This is a genomic window from Trichococcus shcherbakoviae, from assembly GCF_963666195.1.
In the GTDB taxonomy this organism is placed as follows: domain Bacteria; phylum Bacillota; class Bacilli; order Lactobacillales; family Aerococcaceae; genus Trichococcus; species Trichococcus shcherbakoviae.
In genome coordinates this window covers 358,738-376,628 of the sequence record NZ_OY762653.1, presented here as the reverse complement: position 1 = coordinate 376,628, position 17,891 = coordinate 358,738, and the positions used below count along the sequence as shown (strand labels likewise).

12 protein-coding genes, 19 tRNA genes, 3 rRNA genes and 1 riboswitch are annotated in these 17,891 nt (G+C 46.9%); of the genes, 29 read left to right on the top strand and 5 right to left on the bottom strand.

From position 1 onward, the window contains the following. The first annotated feature begins 37 nt into the window (after positions 1-37). Together ACKPBX_RS01770 and ACKPBX_RS01765 are read left to right on the top strand one after the other, a co-directional pair. Positions 38-763, top strand: a complete 726-nt coding sequence (locus ACKPBX_RS01770) for a TIGR01457 family HAD-type hydrolase (protein ID WP_233436746.1) — start codon at positions 38-40, stop codon at positions 761-763. 2 nt (positions 764-765) lie between these two features. Further along, positions 766-1,398, top strand: a complete 633-nt coding sequence (locus ACKPBX_RS01765; RefSeq protein ID WP_319995814.1) for a TIGR01906 family membrane protein — start codon at positions 766-768, stop codon at positions 1,396-1,398. Between the two features lie 96 nt (positions 1,399-1,494). Here the strand turns inward: ACKPBX_RS01765 and ACKPBX_RS01760 are convergent, their stop codons facing one another. From ACKPBX_RS01760 to ACKPBX_RS01750, 3 genes are all read right to left on the bottom strand, one after another. Then, positions 1,495-2,001: a phosphatidylglycerophosphatase A family protein gene (locus tag ACKPBX_RS01760; RefSeq protein WP_086629244.1), complete on the bottom strand. Its 507-nt coding sequence runs from the start codon at positions 1,999-2,001 to the stop codon at positions 1,495-1,497. Positions 2,002-2,184: 183 nt separating this feature from the next. Next, positions 2,185-3,120 carry an NAD(P)/FAD-dependent oxidoreductase gene (locus ACKPBX_RS01755; RefSeq protein ID WP_233436755.1) on the bottom strand — a complete coding sequence of 312 codons (936 nt, stop codon included), beginning with the start codon at positions 3,118-3,120 and terminating at the stop codon, positions 2,185-2,187. A gap of 106 nt (positions 3,121-3,226) precedes the next feature. Beyond that, positions 3,227-3,736, bottom strand: a complete 510-nt coding sequence (locus ACKPBX_RS01750) for a divergent PAP2 family protein (RefSeq protein ID WP_086629248.1) — start codon at positions 3,734-3,736, stop codon at positions 3,227-3,229. Positions 3,737-3,902: 166 nt separating this feature from the next. Here ACKPBX_RS01750 and ACKPBX_RS01745 point away from each other — a divergent pair, with 166 nt between their 5' ends. The 26 genes from ACKPBX_RS01745 to ACKPBX_RS01620 all read left to right on the top strand — a co-directional run bounded on the left by ACKPBX_RS01745 (position 3,903) and on the right by ACKPBX_RS01620 (position 14,391). Next, a complete protein-coding gene (locus tag ACKPBX_RS01745) occupies positions 3,903-4,487 on the top strand; it encodes a peptidylprolyl isomerase (RefSeq protein WP_086629250.1) in 585 nt (194 codons plus the stop codon). Positions 4,488-4,694: 207 nt separating this feature from the next. Then, positions 4,695-5,126, top strand: coding sequence for a CvfD/Ygs/GSP13 family RNA-binding post-transcriptional regulator (locus tag ACKPBX_RS01740; protein WP_245830793.1), 432 nt, complete (start codon positions 4,695-4,697; stop codon positions 5,124-5,126). 32 nt (positions 5,127-5,158) lie between these two features. Continuing rightward, positions 5,159-5,509 (top strand): hypothetical protein, encoded by a 351-nt coding sequence (locus tag ACKPBX_RS01735; RefSeq protein WP_143091159.1) that lies wholly within the window; start codon positions 5,159-5,161, stop codon positions 5,507-5,509. A gap of 56 nt (positions 5,510-5,565) precedes the next feature. Beyond that, entirely contained in the window at positions 5,566-6,912 is a 1,347-nt protein-coding gene (locus ACKPBX_RS01730) for a glucose-6-phosphate isomerase (RefSeq protein WP_086629254.1), read from the top strand. Positions 6,913-7,591: 679 nt separating this feature from the next. Beyond that, positions 7,592-9,150 (top strand): 16S ribosomal RNA (locus ACKPBX_RS01725). 210 nt (positions 9,151-9,360) lie between these two features. Then, positions 9,361-12,274 (top strand): 23S ribosomal RNA (locus ACKPBX_RS01720). Between the two features lie 92 nt (positions 12,275-12,366). Next, positions 12,367-12,482: ribosomal RNA gene (rrf, locus tag ACKPBX_RS01715) — 5S ribosomal RNA — on the top strand. Together the 16S, 23S and 5S rRNA genes with 19 tRNA genes alongside form the textbook arrangement of a ribosomal RNA operon. An 11-nt stretch (positions 12,483-12,493) precedes the next feature. Continuing rightward, positions 12,494-12,566, top strand: a tRNA-Val gene (locus ACKPBX_RS01710). Between the two features lie 5 nt (positions 12,567-12,571). Beyond that, positions 12,572-12,644 (top strand) — tRNA-Lys (locus tag ACKPBX_RS01705). 3 nt (positions 12,645-12,647) lie between these two features. Then, positions 12,648-12,729 (top strand) — tRNA-Leu (locus ACKPBX_RS01700). Between the two features lie 11 nt (positions 12,730-12,740). Beyond that, positions 12,741-12,816 (top strand) — tRNA-Thr (locus tag ACKPBX_RS01695). Positions 12,817-12,819: 3 nt separating this feature from the next. After that, positions 12,820-12,891 (top strand) — tRNA-Gly (locus tag ACKPBX_RS01690). 47 nt (positions 12,892-12,938) lie between these two features. Beyond that, positions 12,939-13,024 (top strand) — tRNA-Leu (locus tag ACKPBX_RS01685). A gap of 5 nt (positions 13,025-13,029) precedes the next feature. Further along, positions 13,030-13,103 (top strand) — tRNA-Arg (locus tag ACKPBX_RS01680). Between the two features lie 14 nt (positions 13,104-13,117). Further along, positions 13,118-13,191, top strand: a tRNA-Pro gene (locus ACKPBX_RS01675). A gap of 13 nt (positions 13,192-13,204) precedes the next feature. Continuing rightward, positions 13,205-13,277 (top strand) — tRNA-Ala (locus ACKPBX_RS01670). Positions 13,278-13,288: 11 nt separating this feature from the next. Next, positions 13,289-13,362: transfer RNA gene (locus ACKPBX_RS01665), tRNA-Met, on the top strand. Between the two features lie 14 nt (positions 13,363-13,376). Next, positions 13,377-13,450: transfer RNA gene (locus ACKPBX_RS01660), tRNA-Ile, on the top strand. A gap of 21 nt (positions 13,451-13,471) precedes the next feature. After that, positions 13,472-13,561, top strand: a tRNA-Ser gene (locus ACKPBX_RS01655). 81 nt (positions 13,562-13,642) lie between these two features. Then, a tRNA-Met gene (locus tag ACKPBX_RS01650) sits at positions 13,643-13,715 on the top strand. A 20-nt stretch (positions 13,716-13,735) separates the two neighbouring features. After that, a tRNA-Asp gene (locus ACKPBX_RS01645) sits at positions 13,736-13,811 on the top strand. A 1-nt stretch (position 13,812) separates the two neighbouring features. Then, positions 13,813-13,883: transfer RNA gene (locus tag ACKPBX_RS01640), tRNA-Gly, on the top strand. Positions 13,884-13,993: 110 nt separating this feature from the next. Continuing rightward, a tRNA-Glu gene (locus ACKPBX_RS01635) sits at positions 13,994-14,054 on the top strand. 35 nt (positions 14,055-14,089) lie between these two features. After that, positions 14,090-14,162, top strand: a tRNA-Met gene (locus tag ACKPBX_RS01630). Positions 14,163-14,229: 67 nt separating this feature from the next. After that, positions 14,230-14,303, top strand: a tRNA-Ile gene (locus ACKPBX_RS01625). Between the two features lie 16 nt (positions 14,304-14,319). Further along, positions 14,320-14,391: transfer RNA gene (locus ACKPBX_RS01620), tRNA-Glu, on the top strand. A gap of 91 nt (positions 14,392-14,482) precedes the next feature. On the opposite strand, the gene ACKPBX_RS01615 is transcribed toward ACKPBX_RS01620, so the two are convergent. Continuing rightward, a complete protein-coding gene (locus ACKPBX_RS01615; RefSeq protein WP_319995813.1) occupies positions 14,483-15,289 on the bottom strand; it encodes a hypothetical protein in 807 nt (268 codons plus the stop codon). A 236-nt stretch (positions 15,290-15,525) separates the two neighbouring features. Then, positions 15,526-15,601: riboswitch (SMK box riboswitch) on the top strand. On the opposite strand from ACKPBX_RS01615, the gene metK reads away from it, so the two are divergent. After that, complete coding sequence (gene metK, locus ACKPBX_RS01610; RefSeq protein WP_119093720.1) at positions 15,599-16,795, top strand: methionine adenosyltransferase; 1,197 nt, start codon at positions 15,599-15,601, stop codon at positions 16,793-16,795. Its footprint overlaps the riboswitch before it by 3 nt. 91 nt (positions 16,796-16,886) lie before the next feature. Here the strand turns inward: metK and mnmL are convergent, their stop codons facing one another. Beyond that, entirely contained in the window at positions 16,887-17,879 is a 993-nt protein-coding gene (gene mnmL, locus ACKPBX_RS01605) for a tRNA modification radical SAM protein MnmL/YtqA (RefSeq protein ID WP_233436852.1), read from the bottom strand. Between the last annotated feature and the right edge of the window lie 12 nt (positions 17,880-17,891).

The following is a 17,891-nucleotide window of genomic DNA, read 5'->3' as shown; positions in this document are numbered from 1 at the left end:
AAAGTATAAAGGTTATTTAATCGATCTGGACGGAACCGTGTACAAAGGTGCCGAGCGCATCCCGACTGCGGAAATATTCGTCAAAGAACTTCAGGATAAAAACATTCCGTTCCTGTTCGTCACGAACAATGCCACCAAGACCGCTACAGAAGTCAAAGAGAATCTGCTGCACAACTTCCAGATTGATGTAACGGAAGACCACATCTACACCAGCGCGATGGCGGCATTGGATCACCTGAAAGAATTGAACATCGGCAAAAAGGTGCTGGTCGTCGGTGAACCCTCCTTGAAGCAGGAAGTGCAAGCTGCCGGGTTCGAGATGGTCGATAAAGATCCTGATTTTGTCCTGCAGGCGTTGGACCGCGGGGTTACGTACCAGCAATTGGAGGCTGCTTGTTTGGCCATCCAAAAGGGGGCCAAGTTCGTTGCCACCAATCCCGATACTAACCTGCCGACCGAAAGGGGCTTTATTCCGGGAGCTGGTGCTTTGACCGCATTTCTGAAGGCTTGCACTCAGAAAGAACCGTTGATCATCGGCAAACCGTATCCCACAATCATGGCCGGGGCCATCAAAAGGATGCAACTGAAGAAGGCAGATGTCGTCATGGTCGGGGACAACTACAATACGGATATCCTAGCGGGCGTCCGTTATGGTGTGGACACGTTGATGGTCCTGACAGGATTCTCCCAACTGGTGGACATCGAAGGCAAAGATGAGCAACCTACCTACATCGTCAATGATCTGTCCGAGTGGGAAGTGTAGCGATGGCACAGAAACTGAAATATTTCTTCGGATACACAGCAATCTTTTTGCTTGTGTTGAGTGCAAGCATCGCCTTCACGATCAACTTCACACCGCTCTACAGCTTTGATATCGATTACCTGAACATTGAACAGATGGCCGGGTTTTCGAAAGACGTCATTCTGGATAATTACCGCGTCCTGATGCAGTATCTGAATTTGCCGTGGATCGCGGATTTGAAGATGTCTGATTTCCCGGCATCCGAAAGCGGACTGTTCCATTTTCATGAGGTGAAAAGACTGTTTTTGCTGGATTACGCCATATTGGGAGTGTCGGCCGTTGCAAGCATATTATTTTTGCGGATGGTGAAAAAAGAGCAGGGGTATTGGCGTATGCTGAATCCTTTGCGCCTGATGGTCGCTTCACCTTTAGTGGCTTTAACTGTGATATTCATGAACTTCGACCGTTTGTTTGTGGCATTCCACGGTGTCTTCTTCAATAATGATGCCTGGATTTTTGATGCCCGGACAGACCCGATCATTCTGGCGTTGCCGCAGGACTTTTTCATGCACTGTTTTGTTCTGGTCTTTGTGATGCTTGAATTGTTGCTTGTGCTGCTGTACTTCTGGGTACGCAGGAAAGTCAAAACAACATAAAATAAACCAGCTTGAGCTGCCATCTTGTTAGATGGCAAATCACGCTGGTTTTTGTTTTGACTGGGTGCTCGATTTCTCCCCGGGATTCATCACACTCTATTTCATTATGTCGCTTTTGTTTGGGTTGTCGTGGGCGATGCGGCTGGCGGCTGCGGCTGCGATGGCGCCAACGATGTCATCAAGGAAAGTGTGGCACTCTGAGTCGGATTTGTCGTTCAGTTTCTGAAGGATGCCGGGTTTTACTTTATCGATGTATCCGTAGTTCGTGAAGCCGATGGAGCCATATACGTTGACGATTGAAAGGGCAAGGATCTCATCGATGCCGTAGAGCCCTTCGTCGTTCAGGATAATATCCGCCAGCGGTTGAGAGAGCTGCCCCGATTCGGCGAGCTTATCTATTTCGATTCCGGTAATGATTGCATTTTGAACCTCCCGTTTCAGGAACACAGCAGTAACGTTCTCGATGCATTCCTCCATAGTCAGATTTTCTACATAGGATTTTTGGAGATGCAAAACGAGGTCGGCGATATCTTCGACGCTCACACCGCGTTCCTTCATCAAAGCTACCGCTCGTGCATGCAACTCGCTGTCTGATTTGACCATATAAATACCTCCTGGATTCGTATTTGATACTTTTATTATAGAGGAACAGGTTTGGAAAACAAAAGAAGAGGCATTCTTGATTCATTATTCGCATCAGTGATTGGATTTGATGGAGTTCCAACCCAGCAATTTAGGGATAAACGAAAAAAGGCCATCTCTGAAAGAGACAGCCCTCCATAAAATTTAAAATAAGCTCGTACTGTGCATCGGTTGTACGCGGGTGTCGGGATTGATGTACGCCATCGCATTGTTGACGGCTACTGGCGCTTCGCCGAATCCCGTGGCGATCAGTTTGACTTTGCCGGAATAGGTTCCGATATCTCCAATGGCGTAGACCCCAGGGATGGTGGTCTCCATTTTCGAGTTCACGACTATGGCATTTCCTTGGACTTCAAAGCCCCATTTCTTCATGCCTCCGATGGAAGATGAAAAGCCGTAATTGATCAAAAAGTCATCTATATCCAACTCCAACGTATTATCCTTGCGGGCTTCCTGAAGGGTTACGCTCGTCAAGAACTCATCGTTTCCATTGACACTGACAGGAACGAAAGGCGTCATGACCTCAACGGACGATTCATGCAACAAATGGACGCTGTGCTCTTGGGCACGGAATTGCGGGCGACGATGGATGAGATAGACCTTTTTGGCGATTGGTTCCAATGCCAGCGCCCAATCCACTGCTGAGTCACCGCCGCCGCAGATGGCGACCGTCTTATCGCGAAAACTCTCGATGTTGTTCACGAAATAGTGGAGATTAGTATTTTCGTACTTATCTGCGTGTTCTATTTCCAGTTTCCTTGGCCGAAAAGCTCCGTTTCCTGCAGAGATGATCACTGCTTTTGAGTAATGGCGATTTTTGGTCGTTTGGATTTCGAAGATGCCTTCAGCATTTTTTTCTAGTTCAAATGCTTCCTCTCCGAACACCAACTTCGTGTTGAAGCGGTCCATCTGTTCTTTCAGGTTGGTGACGAGGTCGCCTCCGGAAATGGCTGGGTAACCTGCGATGTCATATATATTTTTTTCAGCATAAAGCATGCCAGGTTGGCCGCCGAGCTGGGGTAGGGCTTCTATGATTTTGACTTTGGCTTGCCGCAGTCCGGCGTAGAACGCCGTGAACATGCCGACAGGGCCACCGCCGATGATGGTGATGTCGTATATTTCTATATCTTTCAATTGTCTTCCTCCGTTGTTTCTGTTCCGGGCGAATGCATCGCCCGGAGAGGTATCAGATTTGCTCATAGAACATTCTGACGATGAATGTCACAAAGATGCCCGTCAACAGTCCGACAAAAACTTCCGAAGGTTTGTGCCCAAGGTATTTTTTTACGGCCATTTCTTCAGGGTAAATCTTCTCTTCCTCTTCTTCGGCAATCAGTTCCTGAGCGTTCTTCGGGAACTTGAGTGACAAGCGGGTCAGTTCTTTGATAGCGTCGACGAGGACGATTCCTTGCTCACCGCTCTGACGACGTACGCCCATCGAATCGAACATGACGATGACGCCAAAAGTCGTAGCGATGGCTACATAACCGGATCCGATGCCGTATTGCAGAATGAGTGCCGTTATCAACGAACTGACGGCCGCCGAGTGGGAACTGGGCATTCCGCCTGTAGTTGTAACGATCGACAAGGAAGTTTTCTTGTCTTTTGAAAAAATTGCAATCGGATATTTTAAAGCTTGGGTGAACATGATAGCTGCCAGGGAACAAATTAAGGGGAAATTCTCGAAGATCATCATTATTTTTCATCCTTCACTTAAATATCTGCTTTTCATTTATGATAACATGAATCGATACTTACATCCTAATGAAAAAGAAAAAACGGGCTGAATTTTCATTTTTGAAAAATCGGGGGATTAATCTTTTGCATATTGTGGTAAAATGTAAAAAAAAGGAGGATGAATAATGAGTTTATTTCCACAATTACAAGCAACAGATAACGATAAGAAAGTCATTATGAAAACAAATAAAGGGGATATCACAATCCGTTTGTTCCCTGATTTGGCGCCAAAAACAGTCGAAAACTTCTTGGGTTTAGCTGAAAGCGGCTATTATGACGGCATCATTTTCCACCGTGTCATCAATGACTTCATGATCCAAGGCGGCGATCCTACAGGAACAGGTATGGGCGGTTCAAGTGTTTGGGGCGATTCTTTTGAAGATGAATTCTCAACGAGTCTTTTCAACCTGAATGGTGCGTTGTCGATGGCGAATGCTGGCCCGAACACAAACGGCAGCCAATTTTTCATCGTTACCGCTAAAGAAGTGCCAATGACAATGCTAGCTCAATTGGAAGCTGGCGGATGGCCGAAAGAAATCATCGATGCATACGCTGCAAACGGCGGAACACCTTGGTTGGATCAAAAACATACCGTATTCGGACAAGTGGAAGCCGGCATGGACACAGTCTACGCTATCGAAGGCGTGAAAAAAGGCGCTCAAGACAAACCTGTCGAAGACGTTGTCATCGAGAGCATCACGATTTTATAATAGTATGAGGGGCACGAAAAATGCCCCTTTTTCTTTATGGATAAGATTATCTTGTTTCTGTCACTCCTAACACTACTGGAGTGTTTTCAAGGTAGTAATCGCTATGACGCCGCCTAAGAGTTGCTTCTGATCAAAGTTGCATCAGAAATTCTATCCTTTCATCTAGGCACGTGGTATAATTATCTGGTACTGTGAGGGGAATTATGAATGAAAATGGAATATAAAATCGGAGACATAATTGAAGGCAATGTAACAGGTATCCAATCATATGGTGTTTTTATTTCATTAGACAAGAATACGCAAGGCCTGATCCATATATCCGAATGCAGGCATGGGTATGTGACCAACCTTGAGGAATTCATTCAAATCGACGATGAAGTAGAAGCGAAAATCATAGACATCGATGAGTACACAGGGAAAATAAGCCTGTCTCTCAGGGCTATGGAAAAGTTGGCAACTCCGAGTTACCCGGCAAAAAGAAAGAAAAGAAAAAGAAGATACTTACCGCAGATCGGTTTTGAGACCTTGAAAGAAATGATGCCGACCTGGATCGAAGAGGCCAAAGAAGACGAGAAAGTTAGGAAATCGACAGGGAATAATCCTGTCTATACGCCTTCCGGTGAAAGGGGACATTCATGATGATAAAAGAAAACATAGTAGCAGGGACTATTATGGTCACTAATGAGGCAGAGGAGACTTACTTTCTGGTCAATACAGAAAACGGAACCTACAGCCTGCCTAGTGTAAACTTATCCGAAAGCGGAAAATCCCCCTTAGGATCTATAATGGAAGTCTTGCTGGCGCATGTTGGCATTGAATCTGAGTCATTGCGGTTGCTTGACTTGACGAACATGAGAGGAAATGGCAAAAACATGCCTCTATTTGTTTTCGATTCATTAGAAAAACCTTCCGATTTGGACAGCTTACTGAACGAACCAGGCAAGTTCGCATGGAAAAAATCTTCGGAAATCTCGGAAATACTTACTGACTTGGAATTGGACAGCGTACCTATCTACCATTAAGGTGCCTTATTTCACATCAGTAATCATTTTATAAAAACAAATTAGGAGGATATTAAATGTCACACATTCAATTTGATTACTCTAAAGCTTTGGAATTTTTTGCACAACACGAATTGGACTACATCCAGTACCAAGTAACAGCCGCTGACAAAGCGCTTCGTGAAGGTACAGGCCCAGGGAGCGACTTCACTGGCTGGATTGATCTGCCTAAAGATTATGACAAAGAAGAATTTGCGCGCATCAAAGCGGCAGCGAAAAAAATCCAATCCGATTCAGAAGTTTTGGTTGTTATCGGCATCGGCGGTTCTTATTTGGGCGCCCGTGCTGCAATTGATTTCCTGAACAACACTTTCTATAACGTTCAGACAACTGCAGACCGCAAAACACCACAAATTTTCTTTGCAGGAAACAGCATCAGCTCAACTTATTTAGCTGACTTGATCGAAGTGATCGGGGATCGTGATTTCTCAGTGAACATGATTTCAAAATCAGGTACAACAACTGAACCGGCGATCGCTTTCCGCGTCTTCAAAGAATTGTTGATCAAAAAATATGGTAAAGAAGAAGCAGTAAAACGCATTTACTCTACCACAGACAAAGCAAGAGGCGCAGCGAAGCATGAAGCGGACATGGAAGGATACGAAACTTTCGTAATTCCTGATGATGTTGGTGGACGTTTCACTGTATTGACACCAGTTGGCCTTCTTCCAATCGCTGTCAGCGGAGCTGATATCGATGCGTTGATGCAAGGTGCTGCTGATGCCCGTGAAGCATACATGAATCCTGATTTGACAACTAACGTAGCCTACCAATACGCAGCTATCCGCAACATCCTTTACCGTAAAGGCAAAGTGACTGAGATTTTGGCTAACTATGAGCCAGGCATGCAATACCTGTCAGAATGGTGGAAACAACTGTTCGGCGAATCTGAAGGTAAAGACCAAAAAGGTATTTATCCAACCAGCGCGAACTTCTCGACTGATTTGCATTCAATCGGCCAGTCCATCCAAGATGGACAAAGAAATATCTTTGAAACAGTCGTTAAAGTTTCAAAACCACGCAAAACGATCGACATTCCTTTAAGTGCTGAAGACTTGGATGGTTTAGGCTATCTTGAAGGCAAAGATGTTGATTTCGTAAATACAAAAGCTTACCAAGGCACATTGTTGGCTCATACAGACGGCGGCGTTCCAAACTTGTTGGTAACTATGCCTGAAATGGATGCTTATTCTTTAGGTTATCTTGTATACTTCTTCGAAATCGCTGTAGGTATCTCTGGTTACTTGAATGGCGTGAATCCATTCGACCAACCAGGTGTAGAAGCTTACAAGAAAAATATGTTTGCGCTTCTTGGCAAACCTGGATTTGAAGAATTAGCTAAAGAATTAAACGACAGACTATAAGCTACAAATAGCTTGAAGCGGACGATTCGTTGTCCGCTTTTTTTGTGCCGAAAAAGTTGAAATTGCACTCCAGAGTGGCGGTTTTCCGAAGGAGGAATAGTGGATTGGACTTGGGTTCCCGACGAGGATATCTTTACTGGAGCTAAGTAGTCCGCTGGATTTAGTTTTTAAAATGGAACATCGAATAAAAATAGAAGATCCGTAATAATGCTCATGCAATGCTGTTGACAAGGCTTACATTTTTGTGGTAAAGTTTAGTTCCTCGGTAATCCGACGCGTTTTATTCTGAAATCTGTTTGACACAGGTTTGAAATGATGATAGTATTATGAAGTTGTCTTTTGTAAGGCGACGGCAAAATGGAAATCATTGTTGACAGCAAGATAAAACGATGTTATCATATGAAAGTTGCTGATTCATCCAGCCGACAGTTAAATAAATAATTTTAAAAACTGTTGACAAGATGCGGTGACCGTGATAATATAAATAAGCAATCACGTAACACGTGATGCGCGATTGACCTTTGAAAACTGAATAAAGAATGAACGAACCAAATGTGCAAGGAGCTTAGACTTCGGTCGAAGCAAACGAAGACGATACTTAGTATCGCAAACATAAAGTCAGCAAGAAATTAAGAGCTATCAGCTTTTACATGTAGGATTTCTGTACAAGAGTCCACATTTACATGAGAGTTTGATCCTGGCTCAGGACGAACGCTGGCGGCGTGCCTAATACATGCAAGTCGAACGGTCTTTTCTATGGAAGCTTGCTTCCACTGAGAAGATAGTGGCGGACGGGTGAGTAACACGTGGGTAACCTGCCCATAAGAGGGGGATAACATCCGGAAACGGGTGCTAATACCGCATAGTTTTCTTGATCGCATGATCGAGAAAGGAAAGACGGCCTTTGTGCTGTCGCTTATGGATGGACCCGCGGCGTATTAGTTAGTTGGTGAGGTAATGGCTCACCAAGACGATGATACGTAGCCGACCTGAGAGGGTGATCGGCCACATTGGGACTGAGACACGGCCCAAACTCCTACGGGAGGCAGCAGTAGGGAATCTTCCGCAATGGACGAAAGTCTGACGGAGCAACGCCGCGTGAGTGAAGAAGGTTTTCGGATCGTAAAACTCTGTTGTCAGAGAAGAACAAGTTGGAGAGTAACTGCTCCAGCCTTGACGGTATCTGACCAGAAAGCCACGGCTAACTACGTGCCAGCAGCCGCGGTAATACGTAGGTGGCAAGCGTTGTCCGGATTTATTGGGCGTAAAGCGAGCGCAGGCGGTTCCTTAAGTCTGATGTGAAAGCCCACGGCTCAACCGTGGAAGGTCATTGGAAACTGGGGAACTTGAGTGCAGAAGAGGAGAGTGGAATTCCATGTGTAGCGGTGAAATGCGTAGATATATGGAGGAACACCAGTGGCGAAGGCGACTCTCTGGTCTGTAACTGACGCTGAGGCTCGAAAGCGTGGGGAGCAAACAGGATTAGATACCCTGGTAGTCCACGCCGTAAACGATGAGTGCTAAGTGTTGGAGGGTTTCCACCCTTCAGTGCTGCAGCTAACGCATTAAGCACTCCGCCTGGGGAGTACGGCCGCAAGGCTGAAACTCAAAGGAATTGACGGGGACCCGCACAAGCGGTGGAGCATGTGGTTTAATTCGAAGCAACGCGAAGAACCTTACCAGGTCTTGACATCCTTTGACAATCCTAGAGATAGGACTTTCCCTTCGGGGACAAAGTGACAGGTGGTGCATGGTTGTCGTCAGCTCGTGTCGTGAGATGTTGGGTTAAGTCCCGCAACGAGCGCAACCCCTATTGTTAGTTGCCAGCATTCAGTTGGGCACTCTAATGAGACTGCCGGTGACAAACCGGAGGAAGGTGGGGATGACGTCAAATCATCATGCCCCTTATGACCTGGGCTACACACGTGCTACAATGGATGGTACAACGAGCAGCAAGACCGCGAGGTCAAGCGAATCTCTTAAAGCCATTCTCAGTTCGGATTGCAGGCTGCAACTCGCCTGCATGAAGCCGGAATCGCTAGTAATCGCGGATCAGCACGCCGCGGTGAATACGTTCCCGGGTCTTGTACACACCGCCCGTCACACCACGAGAGTTTGTAACACCCGAAGTCGGTGAGGTAACCTTTTTGGAGCCAGCCGCCTAAGGTGGGACAGATGATTGGGGTGAAGTCGTAACAAGGTAGCCGTATCGGAAGGTGCGGCTGGATCACCTCCTTTCTAAGGAATATAATGGAATCCTTGCTTGGTTCAATCATTCTTTGTTCAGTTTTGAGAGATCAATCTCTCAAGCAAGAAAATTTGTTCTTTGAAAACTGAATACTACAAAAATAAAGTAAGAAACCTAAACATTTTACCGCGTTTTAAGTTAACTTAAATGAGTTTTTAACGAAATAAGTTAGCAAGCCAGCAATGGCGAGCTTAACCATAGGTTAAGTGAATAAGGGCGCACGGTGGATGCCTAGGCACTAGGAGCCGATGAAGGACGGGACTAACACCGATATGCTCCGGGGAGCTGTAAGTAAGCTTTGATCCGGAGATTTCCGAATGGGGCAACCCAATATCTTTGATAGGATATTACGTTACACTGAATACATAGGTGTATCGAGGAACACGCAGGGAACTGAAACATCTCATTACCTGCAGGAAGAGAAAGAAAATTCGATTCCCTTAGTAGCGGCGAGCGAAACGGGAAAAGCCCAAACCAAAGAGCTTGCTCTTTGGGGTTGTAGGACTGGGACATGAGACTGCAATGGATAGCAGAAGCCAACTGGAAAGTTGCGCAACATAGGGTAATAGCCCCGTATGCGAAATCCAAATCAGCTCTACCAGTATCCTGAGTACGGCGGAACACGAGAAATTCCGTCGGAATCCGGGAGGACCATCTCCCAAGGCTAAATACTCCCTAGTGACCGATAGTGAACCAGTACCGTGAGGGAAAGGTGAAAAGCACCCCGGAAGGGGAGTGAAACAGTACCTGAAACCGTGTGCCTACAAGTAGTCAAAGCCCGTTAATGGGTGATGGCGTACCTTTTGTAGAATGGACCGGCGAGTTACGATTTCATGCGAGGTTAAGTTGAAAAGACGGAGCCGCAGCGAAAGCGAGTCTGAATAGGGCGAATAAGTATGAGGTCGTAGACCCGAAACCAAGTGACCTACCCATGTCCAGGTTGAAGGTGCGGTAATACGCACTGGAGGACCGAACCCACGCACGTTGAAAAGTGCGGGGATGAGGTGTGGGTAGCGGAGAAATTCCAATCGAACTTGGAGATAGCTGGTTCTCTCCGAAATAGCTTTAGGGCTAGCCTCGGATATGCGAATCATGGAGGTAGAGCACTGTTTGGACTAGGGGCCCTTCTCGGGTTACCGAATTCAGATAAACTCCGAATGCCATTGATTTAGATCCGGGAGTCAGACTGCGAGTGATAAGATCCGTAGTCAAAAGGGAAACAGCCCAGACCACCAGCTAAGGTCCCAAAGTATCTGTTAAGTGGAAAAGGATGTGGGGTTGCACAGACAACTAGGATGTTGGCTCAGAAGCAGCCATCATTTAAAGAGTGCGTAATAGCTCACTAGTCGAGTGACCCTGCGCCGAAAATTTACCGGGGCTAAACAGATCACCGAAGCTGTGGATGGAACCTTCGGGTTCCGTGGTAGGAGAGCGTTCTAAGGGCATCGAAGCCAGATCGTGAGGACTGGTGGAGCGCTTAGAAGTGAGAATGCCGGTATGAGTAGCGCAAGACGGGTGAGAATCCCGTCCACCGAATAACTAAGGTTTCCTGGGGAAGGCTCGTCCTCCCAGGGTTAGTCGGGACCTAAGCTGAGGCCGATAGGCGTAGGCGATGGACAACAGGTTGATATTCCTGTACCAGTTGCTTTTGTTTGAGCGATGGAGGGACGCAGGAGGCTAAGGAATGCACACGATCGGAAATGTGTGTCCAAGCAACAAGTCTGAGAACGAGTGAAATGCTTTTTCTCTCAAGGACAAGTTGTGATGGGGAGCGAAATTTAGTAGCGAAGTTCCTGATGTCACACTGCCAAGAAAAGCTTCTAGTGAGAAAGTAACTGCCCGTACCGCAAACCGACACAGGTAGTTGAGGAGAGAATCCTAAGGTGTGCGAGAGAACTCTCGTTAAGGAACTCGGCAAAATGACCCCGTAACTTCGGGAGAAGGGGTGCTGACCGCAAGGTCAGCCGCAGTGAATAGGCCCAAGCGACTGTTTATCAAAAACACAGGTCTCTGCAAAATCGAAAGATGACGTATAGGGGCTGACGCCTGCCCGGTGCTGGAAGGTTAAGAGGAGAGGTTAGCGCAAGCGAAGCTTTGAATTGAAGCCCCAGTAAACGGCGGCCGTAACTATAACGGTCCTAAGGTAGCGAAATTCCTTGTCGGGTAAGTTCCGACCCGCACGAAAGGCGTAACGATTTGGGCACTGTCTCAACGAGAGACTCGGTGAAATTATAGTACCAGTGAAGATGCTGGTTACCCGCGACAGGACGGAAAGACCCCATGGAGCTTTACTGCAGTTTGATATTGCGTGTTTGTATCACATGTACAGGATAGGTAGGAGCCAATGATACCGGGACGCCAGTCTCGGAGGAGGCAACGGTGGGATACTACCCTTGTGATATGACCACTCTAACCCGCTGCTCTTAGCGAGCAGGGAGACAGTGTCAGACGGGCAGTTTGACTGGGGCGGTCGCCTCCAAAAATGTAACGGAGGCGCCCAAAGGTTCCCTCAGAATGGTTGGAAATCATTCGTAGAGTGTAAAGGCAGAAGGGAGCTTGACTGCGAGACCTACAAGTCGAGCAGGGACGAAAGTCGGGCTTAGTGATCCGGTGGTTCCGCATGGAAGGGCCATCGCTCAACGGATAAAAGCTACCCTGGGGATAACAGGCTTATCTCCCCCAAGAGTTCACATCGACGGGGAGGTTTGGCACCTCGATGTCGGCTCATCGCATCCTGGGGCTGTAGTCGGTCCCAAGGGTTGGGCTGTTCGCCCATTAAAGCGGTACGCGAGCTGGGTTCAGAACGTCGTGAGACAGTTCGGTCCCTATCCGTCGCGGGCGTTGGAAATTTGAGAGGAGCTGTCCTTAGTACGAGAGGACCGGGATGGACACACCGCTGGTGTACCAGTTGTTCTGCCAAGAGCATCGCTGGGTAGCTATGTGTGGACGGGATAAACGCTGAAAGCATCTAAGCGTGAAGCCCCCCTCAAGATGAGATTTCCCATCACTTTAAGTGAGTAAGACCCCTGAGAGATGATCAGGTAGATAGGTTGGGAGTGGAAGTACAGCGATGTATGGAGCGGACCAATACTAATCGGTCGAGGACTTAACCAATTTTTAAAAAGAAGAAAACTCAAGCGGTGTTTTCGGGTTCCCTTTAATTTTGTAGATTCAGTTTTGAGAGAACAACGTTCTCTTGAAAAATGTGCGGTGACGATGGCAAGAAGGTCACACCTGTTCCCATCTCGAACACAGAAGTTAAGCTTCTTAGCGCCGATTGTAGTGAAGGGTTTCCCTTTGTGAGAGTAGGACGTTGCCGCGCATTTATATCATGGAGGTTTAGCTCAGCTGGGAGAGCGTCTGCCTTACAAGCAGAATGTCGGCGGTTCGATCCCGTCAACCTCCATTTACGAGTTATTAGCTCAGTTGGTAGAGCATCTGACTTTTAATCAGAGGGTCGCAGGTTCGAGCCCTGCATAACTCATTTGCGGGTGTGGCGGAATTGGCAGACGCACTAGATTTAGGATCTAGCGCCGCAAGGCGTGGGGGTTCAAGTCCCTTCACCCGCATAATTTAATACGCCGGCTTAGCTCAGTTGGTAGAGCATCTGATTTGTAATCAGAGGGTCGAGGGTTCGAATCCTTTAGCCGGCACCATTCGCGGAAGTAGTTCAGTGGTAGAACATCACCTTGCCAAGGTGGGGGTCGCGGGTTCGAACCCCGTCTTCCGCTTTCATAAGGACTATGCCAGACCTTATGATTGCAACAAACAGTAACATGCCGGGGTGGCGGAACTGGCAGACGCACAGGACTTAAAATCCTGCGGTGAGTGATCACCGTATCGGTTCGATTCCGATTCTCGGCATTTAGGCACCCATAGCTCAATTGGATAGAGTACTTGACTACGAATCAAGCGGTTACAGGTTCGACTCCTGTTGGGTGCATTAATAAAATACAACGGGAAGTAGCTCAGCTTGGTAGAGCACTTGGTTTGGGACCAAGGGGTCGCAGGTTCGAATCCTGTCTTCCCGATCACTGAAATTATGGGGCCTTAGCTCAGCTGGGAGAGCGCCTGCCTTGCACGCAGGAGGTCAGCGGTTCGATCCCGCTAGGCTCCATTTTTTTTTTTGGCGGTGTAGCTCAGATGGCTAGAGCATCCGGTTCATACCCGGAAGGTCATGGGTTCGACCCCCTTCGCCGCTATTATGCCTTGCTTCGGACCTTTAGCTCAGTTGGTTAGAGCAGACGGCTCATAACCGTCCGGTCGCAGGTTCGAGTCCTGCAAGGTCCATGAAAAAAATTATCAGCTTATGGAGGATTACCCAAGTCCGGCTGAAGGGAACGGTCTTGAAAACCGTCAGGCGTGTAAAAGCGCGCAAGGGTTCGAATCCCTTATCCTCCTTTGTCATGGGTGTTGGCGCTTTAGCGACAGTACAGACATGATACACTTGAGCGTAAGCTCACAGTCTTTCCTTATTATTATCGCGGGGTGGAGCAGTTGGCAGCTCGCCGGGCTCATAACCCGGAGGTCACAGGTTCAAGTCCTGTCCCCGCAATTTTTTTCTTTTTAACGCATGGTTCCGTGGTGTAGGGGTCAACATGCCTGCCTGTCACGCAGGAGATCGCGGGTTCAAATCCCGTCGGAGCCGCCATGCGGGTGTAGTTTAGTGGTAAAACCCCAGCCTTCCAAGCTGATGTCGGGAGTTCGATTCTCCTCACCCGCTTTTTTTAAGAAGGGCCTATAGCTCAGCTGGTTAGAGCCTATAGCTCAGCTGGTTAGAGCGCAGGGTTCAAATCCCTCCTTCTCCGTAGCTTTATCAAAAGAATAAAAGCATGGTCAGCGGTTAAGACACCGCCCTTTCACGGCGGTAACACGGGTTCGATTCCCGTACGGATCATTGTCATGACCCTTAGGTCATAATAAAATTATCGCGGGGTGGAGCAGTTGGCAGCTCGCCGGGCTCATAACCCGGAGGTCACAGGTTCAAGTCCTGTCCCCGCAATTGATTCTGATTTCAGTTGAATGAGGATCTGCTATTGCGAATCCAATTCGCATCATGCGCTTTTGAAGGGCCTATAGCTCAGCTGGTTAGAGCGCACGCCTGATAAGCGTGAGGTCGATGGTTCGAGTCCATTTAGGCCCATTTGTACTATTTCTATGGTCCGTTGGTCAAGCGGTTAAGACACCGCCCTTTCACGGCGGTAACACGGGTTCGATTCCCGTACGGATCATCACTGCAAAGCACTCTTTTGAGTGCTTTTTTCTTATACGTAAACAGGCAGTTGCACCGGTCAATTCGACGGGTGCAGCTGCCTGTTTCTGTTAGACCAAAAATAGTAAGGAATAGCCCAGCGTGAAAAGAAAACTGTAGTTGGCCAGATATTGTTCAATTCTGAGTGTGCCATGAAATCTTCTTTTGAATAAAGGAAAGACCAGTAGAGCGGACAATCCGAATACGCTGATGGCCCATAGCGAGCTGCTGAGATTCAATATTTGAAAGATTGCTGTCGCATAGGCAAGCAGGAAGGAAGTCATCTTCAAAGATTTTGAGTGTTTCATAAGCAGTTGTTGATAATAAGTCATTGGGCGATCGCTGCCCGCAGTATTCTTGACCTGAATTTGTATCAAACCAAAGATATGGAATAGGGCCAATGGAAGCAATTCGTATTGCAGCTGAAGTGGGATAAAGTTTGCCTGAGAAAAGAAGGATACAGATGAAAGAATCAGTGTCTTAAAGAAAGGTCTCAGCAGTATTTCGTAAAAAGTATTTGACATACTGTACGGATAAAATTGTAAGATCGAATAAACAAAGTACAGCAAAAGAATGGCAACCAAGATCAGGTTCGATAAAGAGAAAATGATGGTCAATGTTCCGATCGAGAGAATCCCGAAAAATAAAATCATTTTATAGGGAAGTTTGGAGCCGGATTGTTCACTCTTTGAAAGGAGCCTTTCGAGGGCATGGGTAAACATCAGAAATAGATAAAGCATGAAAAGCAGCAGAAAGTTGGGTCCGTTGAATGTCATTCCTCTCCATGCTCCGAAAAGAAGCAGCGTCAAAGGGGCTGTCAGCATCGCCAAAAAGGTGTGGGTCATCAGGTGCAGGAATTGTTTCTTGATTGTCAGCATAATCTCTTCCTTCTTCATTAATGGGTACAATTAGTGTGTCAACTCATACATATTGCGCAAATTCATCATAGGTTAACGTCATTGCGATGTCAAGCTGCTGACGGGGCAAAAGCGAACCGTAAAAGTCTCGATTCGTATTTTTGTGGGCATAATCCGTGACACAAAGATGAAATTCTTTTATTTTTTGTTGCTTTTTCGACGATGATAGCGTATATTAGGTATGTTGCTTTTCAGAGGCTAATTGCAATATCCCGATAGGATTCACAATATGTGAAGACGCCTTGTAACCAAAAAATGGGGGAATGAAAAATGGTAGAAAAAAGATTATTTACTTCAGAGTCAGTAACGGAAGGTCATCCGGATAAAATTGCTGATCAGATCAGCGATGCAATTTTGGATACACTGTTGGCTGCTGATCCAAATGCGCGTGTTGCTTGCGAAACGATTGTCACTACAGGACTGGTAGTTGTCTTTGGTGAGATCACGACAAGCGCATACGTAAACATCCAACAGATTGTCCGCGATACTGTAACTGAAATTGGTTATACACGTGGTAAATTTGGTTTTGATGCGGATAATTTAGCTGTGATGGTATCATTGGATGAACAATCCGACGATATCGCAATCGGCGTCAACGAATCATTGGAACGTAGAGAGCTGGTGACTACTGATTACAATGAAATCGGTGCAGGGGATCAAGGTTTGATGTTCGGTTTTGCGATCAACGAAACGGACGAACTGATGCCTTTGCCTATTTCACTTAGTCATAAGTTAGCGAAACGTCTATCTGAAGTCCGTAAAGACGGTACTTTGGAATACTTAAGACCGGACGGGAAAACGCAAGTTACCGTGGAATACGATGAGAACGGCAAACCGAAACGTGTGGACACAATCGTTTTGAGCACGCAACATGATGAGAATGTCACGTTGGAACAATTGAAAAAAGATATTTTGGAGCATGTCATCCATGCGGTCATCGACGACTCATTATTGGATGCTGACACAAAATACTTCATCAATCCTACAGGACGCTTCGTTATCGGCGGACCTAAAGGTGATTCCGGTCTGACAGGAAGAAAAATCATCGTTGACACTTATGGTGGGTATGCGCGTCATGGTGGCGGTGCTTTCTCAGGTAAGGATGCTACAAAAGTTGACCGTTCTGCAAGTTATGCGGCCCGTTACATCGCGAAGAACATTGTTGCCGCTGGGTTAGCGACAAAATGCGAAATCCAATTGGCATATGCGATCGGCGTGGCTGAACCTGTATCGATTGCGATCGACACGTTCGGTACAGGCGAATATCCAGAAGCCACTTTGATAGAAGCGGTACGCAAAAACTTCAACTTGACACCAGCAGGCATCATTAAAATGTTGGATCTGCGTCGCCCGATCTTTAAAAAGACAGCGGCTTACGGACATTTTGGGCGTGAAGATGCTGACTTCACTTGGGAGAAGACGGATAAAACAGAAGCTTTGCTAGCATATGTCCAAGCTGACAAATAATAGTAAGCACAAAAAAACTGCAACTTGTTTGCAGTTTTTTTGTGCTTATATCCATTATATTTGTATTTTCGGAACGCTTTCCTTCAGAAATTTATGACTGGAATCCACTGGGTGCAACAACATGTTCCTCAACCATATTCCTGATGCTGTGGATCCCTTGATAAGTATTGCGTCGTTCCAACTCATGATCGATTGCGTTCAGCACTTCCCACTTTTTGAGGCTCCACATCGGTCCGACAAGGGTGTCACGCGGAGCATCTCCCGTGATGCGGTGGATGACGATTTCTTGCGGAATGACTTCGAGCTGATCGCAGACAAGTTCAACATATTCGTCTTTCTCCAGCAACCGTAGCCTGCCTTGATGATAGTCCCGAAGCATTTTGGTGTTTTTCATCAAATGGAGCAAATGGATCTTGATGCCTTGAATATCCGAATCCAGGATGACGCGGTTGACGCTCTCCATCATCATTTCATGGGTTTCTCCCGGAAGCCCATTGATCAGGTGGGTACATACCGGTATATTATGCGCACGCAGTTCTTCGACTGCTTTAAGGTAGGTATCATAAGAATGAGCGCGGTTGATGATTTTGCTTGTTTCCTCATGGATGGTCTGAAGTCCCAATTCCACCCAAATATAATAGCGTTTGTTCAGTTCCGCCAAATACGCGATCGTTTCTGGTGGCAGGCAATCCGGACGCGTCGCGATCATGATGCCAACCACACCGTCTTCGTTGACGACCTGTTCATAGCGATGGCGCAGGATATCCACCGGGGCGTGCGTATTGGTGAAGTTCTGGAAGTAGGCGATATAGCTTTTCACATTCGGCCATTTTTTGTGCATCATGTCGATGCCTTTGCGTAATTGGACAGGCAGTGGATCGACTCGGTCTTGAGCGAAATCACCGGATCCTGATACGGTGCAGAAGGTGCAGCCGCCGTGTGCGACGGTGCCGTCGCGATTCGGGCAATCAAAACCGCCGTCGATGGCGACTTTGAATATCTTTTCACCAAAGTGTTGTTGCAGATGATAATTCCATGTATGGTAACGTTTATTTGTGTCACTGTATAAAAATTGATTTGTCAATACTTTCACCTC

Coding starts and splice junctions, on each gene's coding strand:
- ACKPBX_RS01740 (WP_245830793.1), top strand. CDS start 4,695: ATGAAAATGGAATATAAAATCGGAGACATAATTGAAGGCAATGTAACA.
- ACKPBX_RS01730 (WP_086629254.1), top strand. CDS start 5,566: ATGTCACACATTCAATTTGATTACTCTAAAGCTTTGGAATTTTTTGCA.
- metK (WP_119093720.1), top strand. CDS start 15,599: ATGGTAGAAAAAAGATTATTTACTTCAGAGTCAGTAACGGAAGGTCAT.
- ACKPBX_RS01745 (WP_086629250.1), top strand. CDS start 3,903: ATGAGTTTATTTCCACAATTACAAGCAACAGATAACGATAAGAAAGTC.
- ACKPBX_RS01755 (WP_233436755.1), bottom strand. CDS start 3,120: ATGTTCACGGCGTTCTACGCCGGACTGCGGCAAGCCAAAGTCAAAATC.
- ACKPBX_RS01750 (WP_086629248.1), bottom strand. CDS start 3,736: ATGATGATCTTCGAGAATTTCCCCTTAATTTGTTCCCTGGCAGCTATC.
- ACKPBX_RS01765 (WP_319995814.1), top strand. CDS start 766: ATGGCACAGAAACTGAAATATTTCTTCGGATACACAGCAATCTTTTTG.
- ACKPBX_RS01735 (WP_143091159.1), top strand. CDS start 5,159: ATGGTCACTAATGAGGCAGAGGAGACTTACTTTCTGGTCAATACAGAA.
- ACKPBX_RS01760 (WP_086629244.1), bottom strand. CDS start 2,001: ATGGTCAAATCAGACAGCGAGTTGCATGCACGAGCGGTAGCTTTGATG.
- ACKPBX_RS01615 (WP_319995813.1), bottom strand. CDS start 15,289: ATGCTGACAATCAAGAAACAATTCCTGCACCTGATGACCCACACCTTT.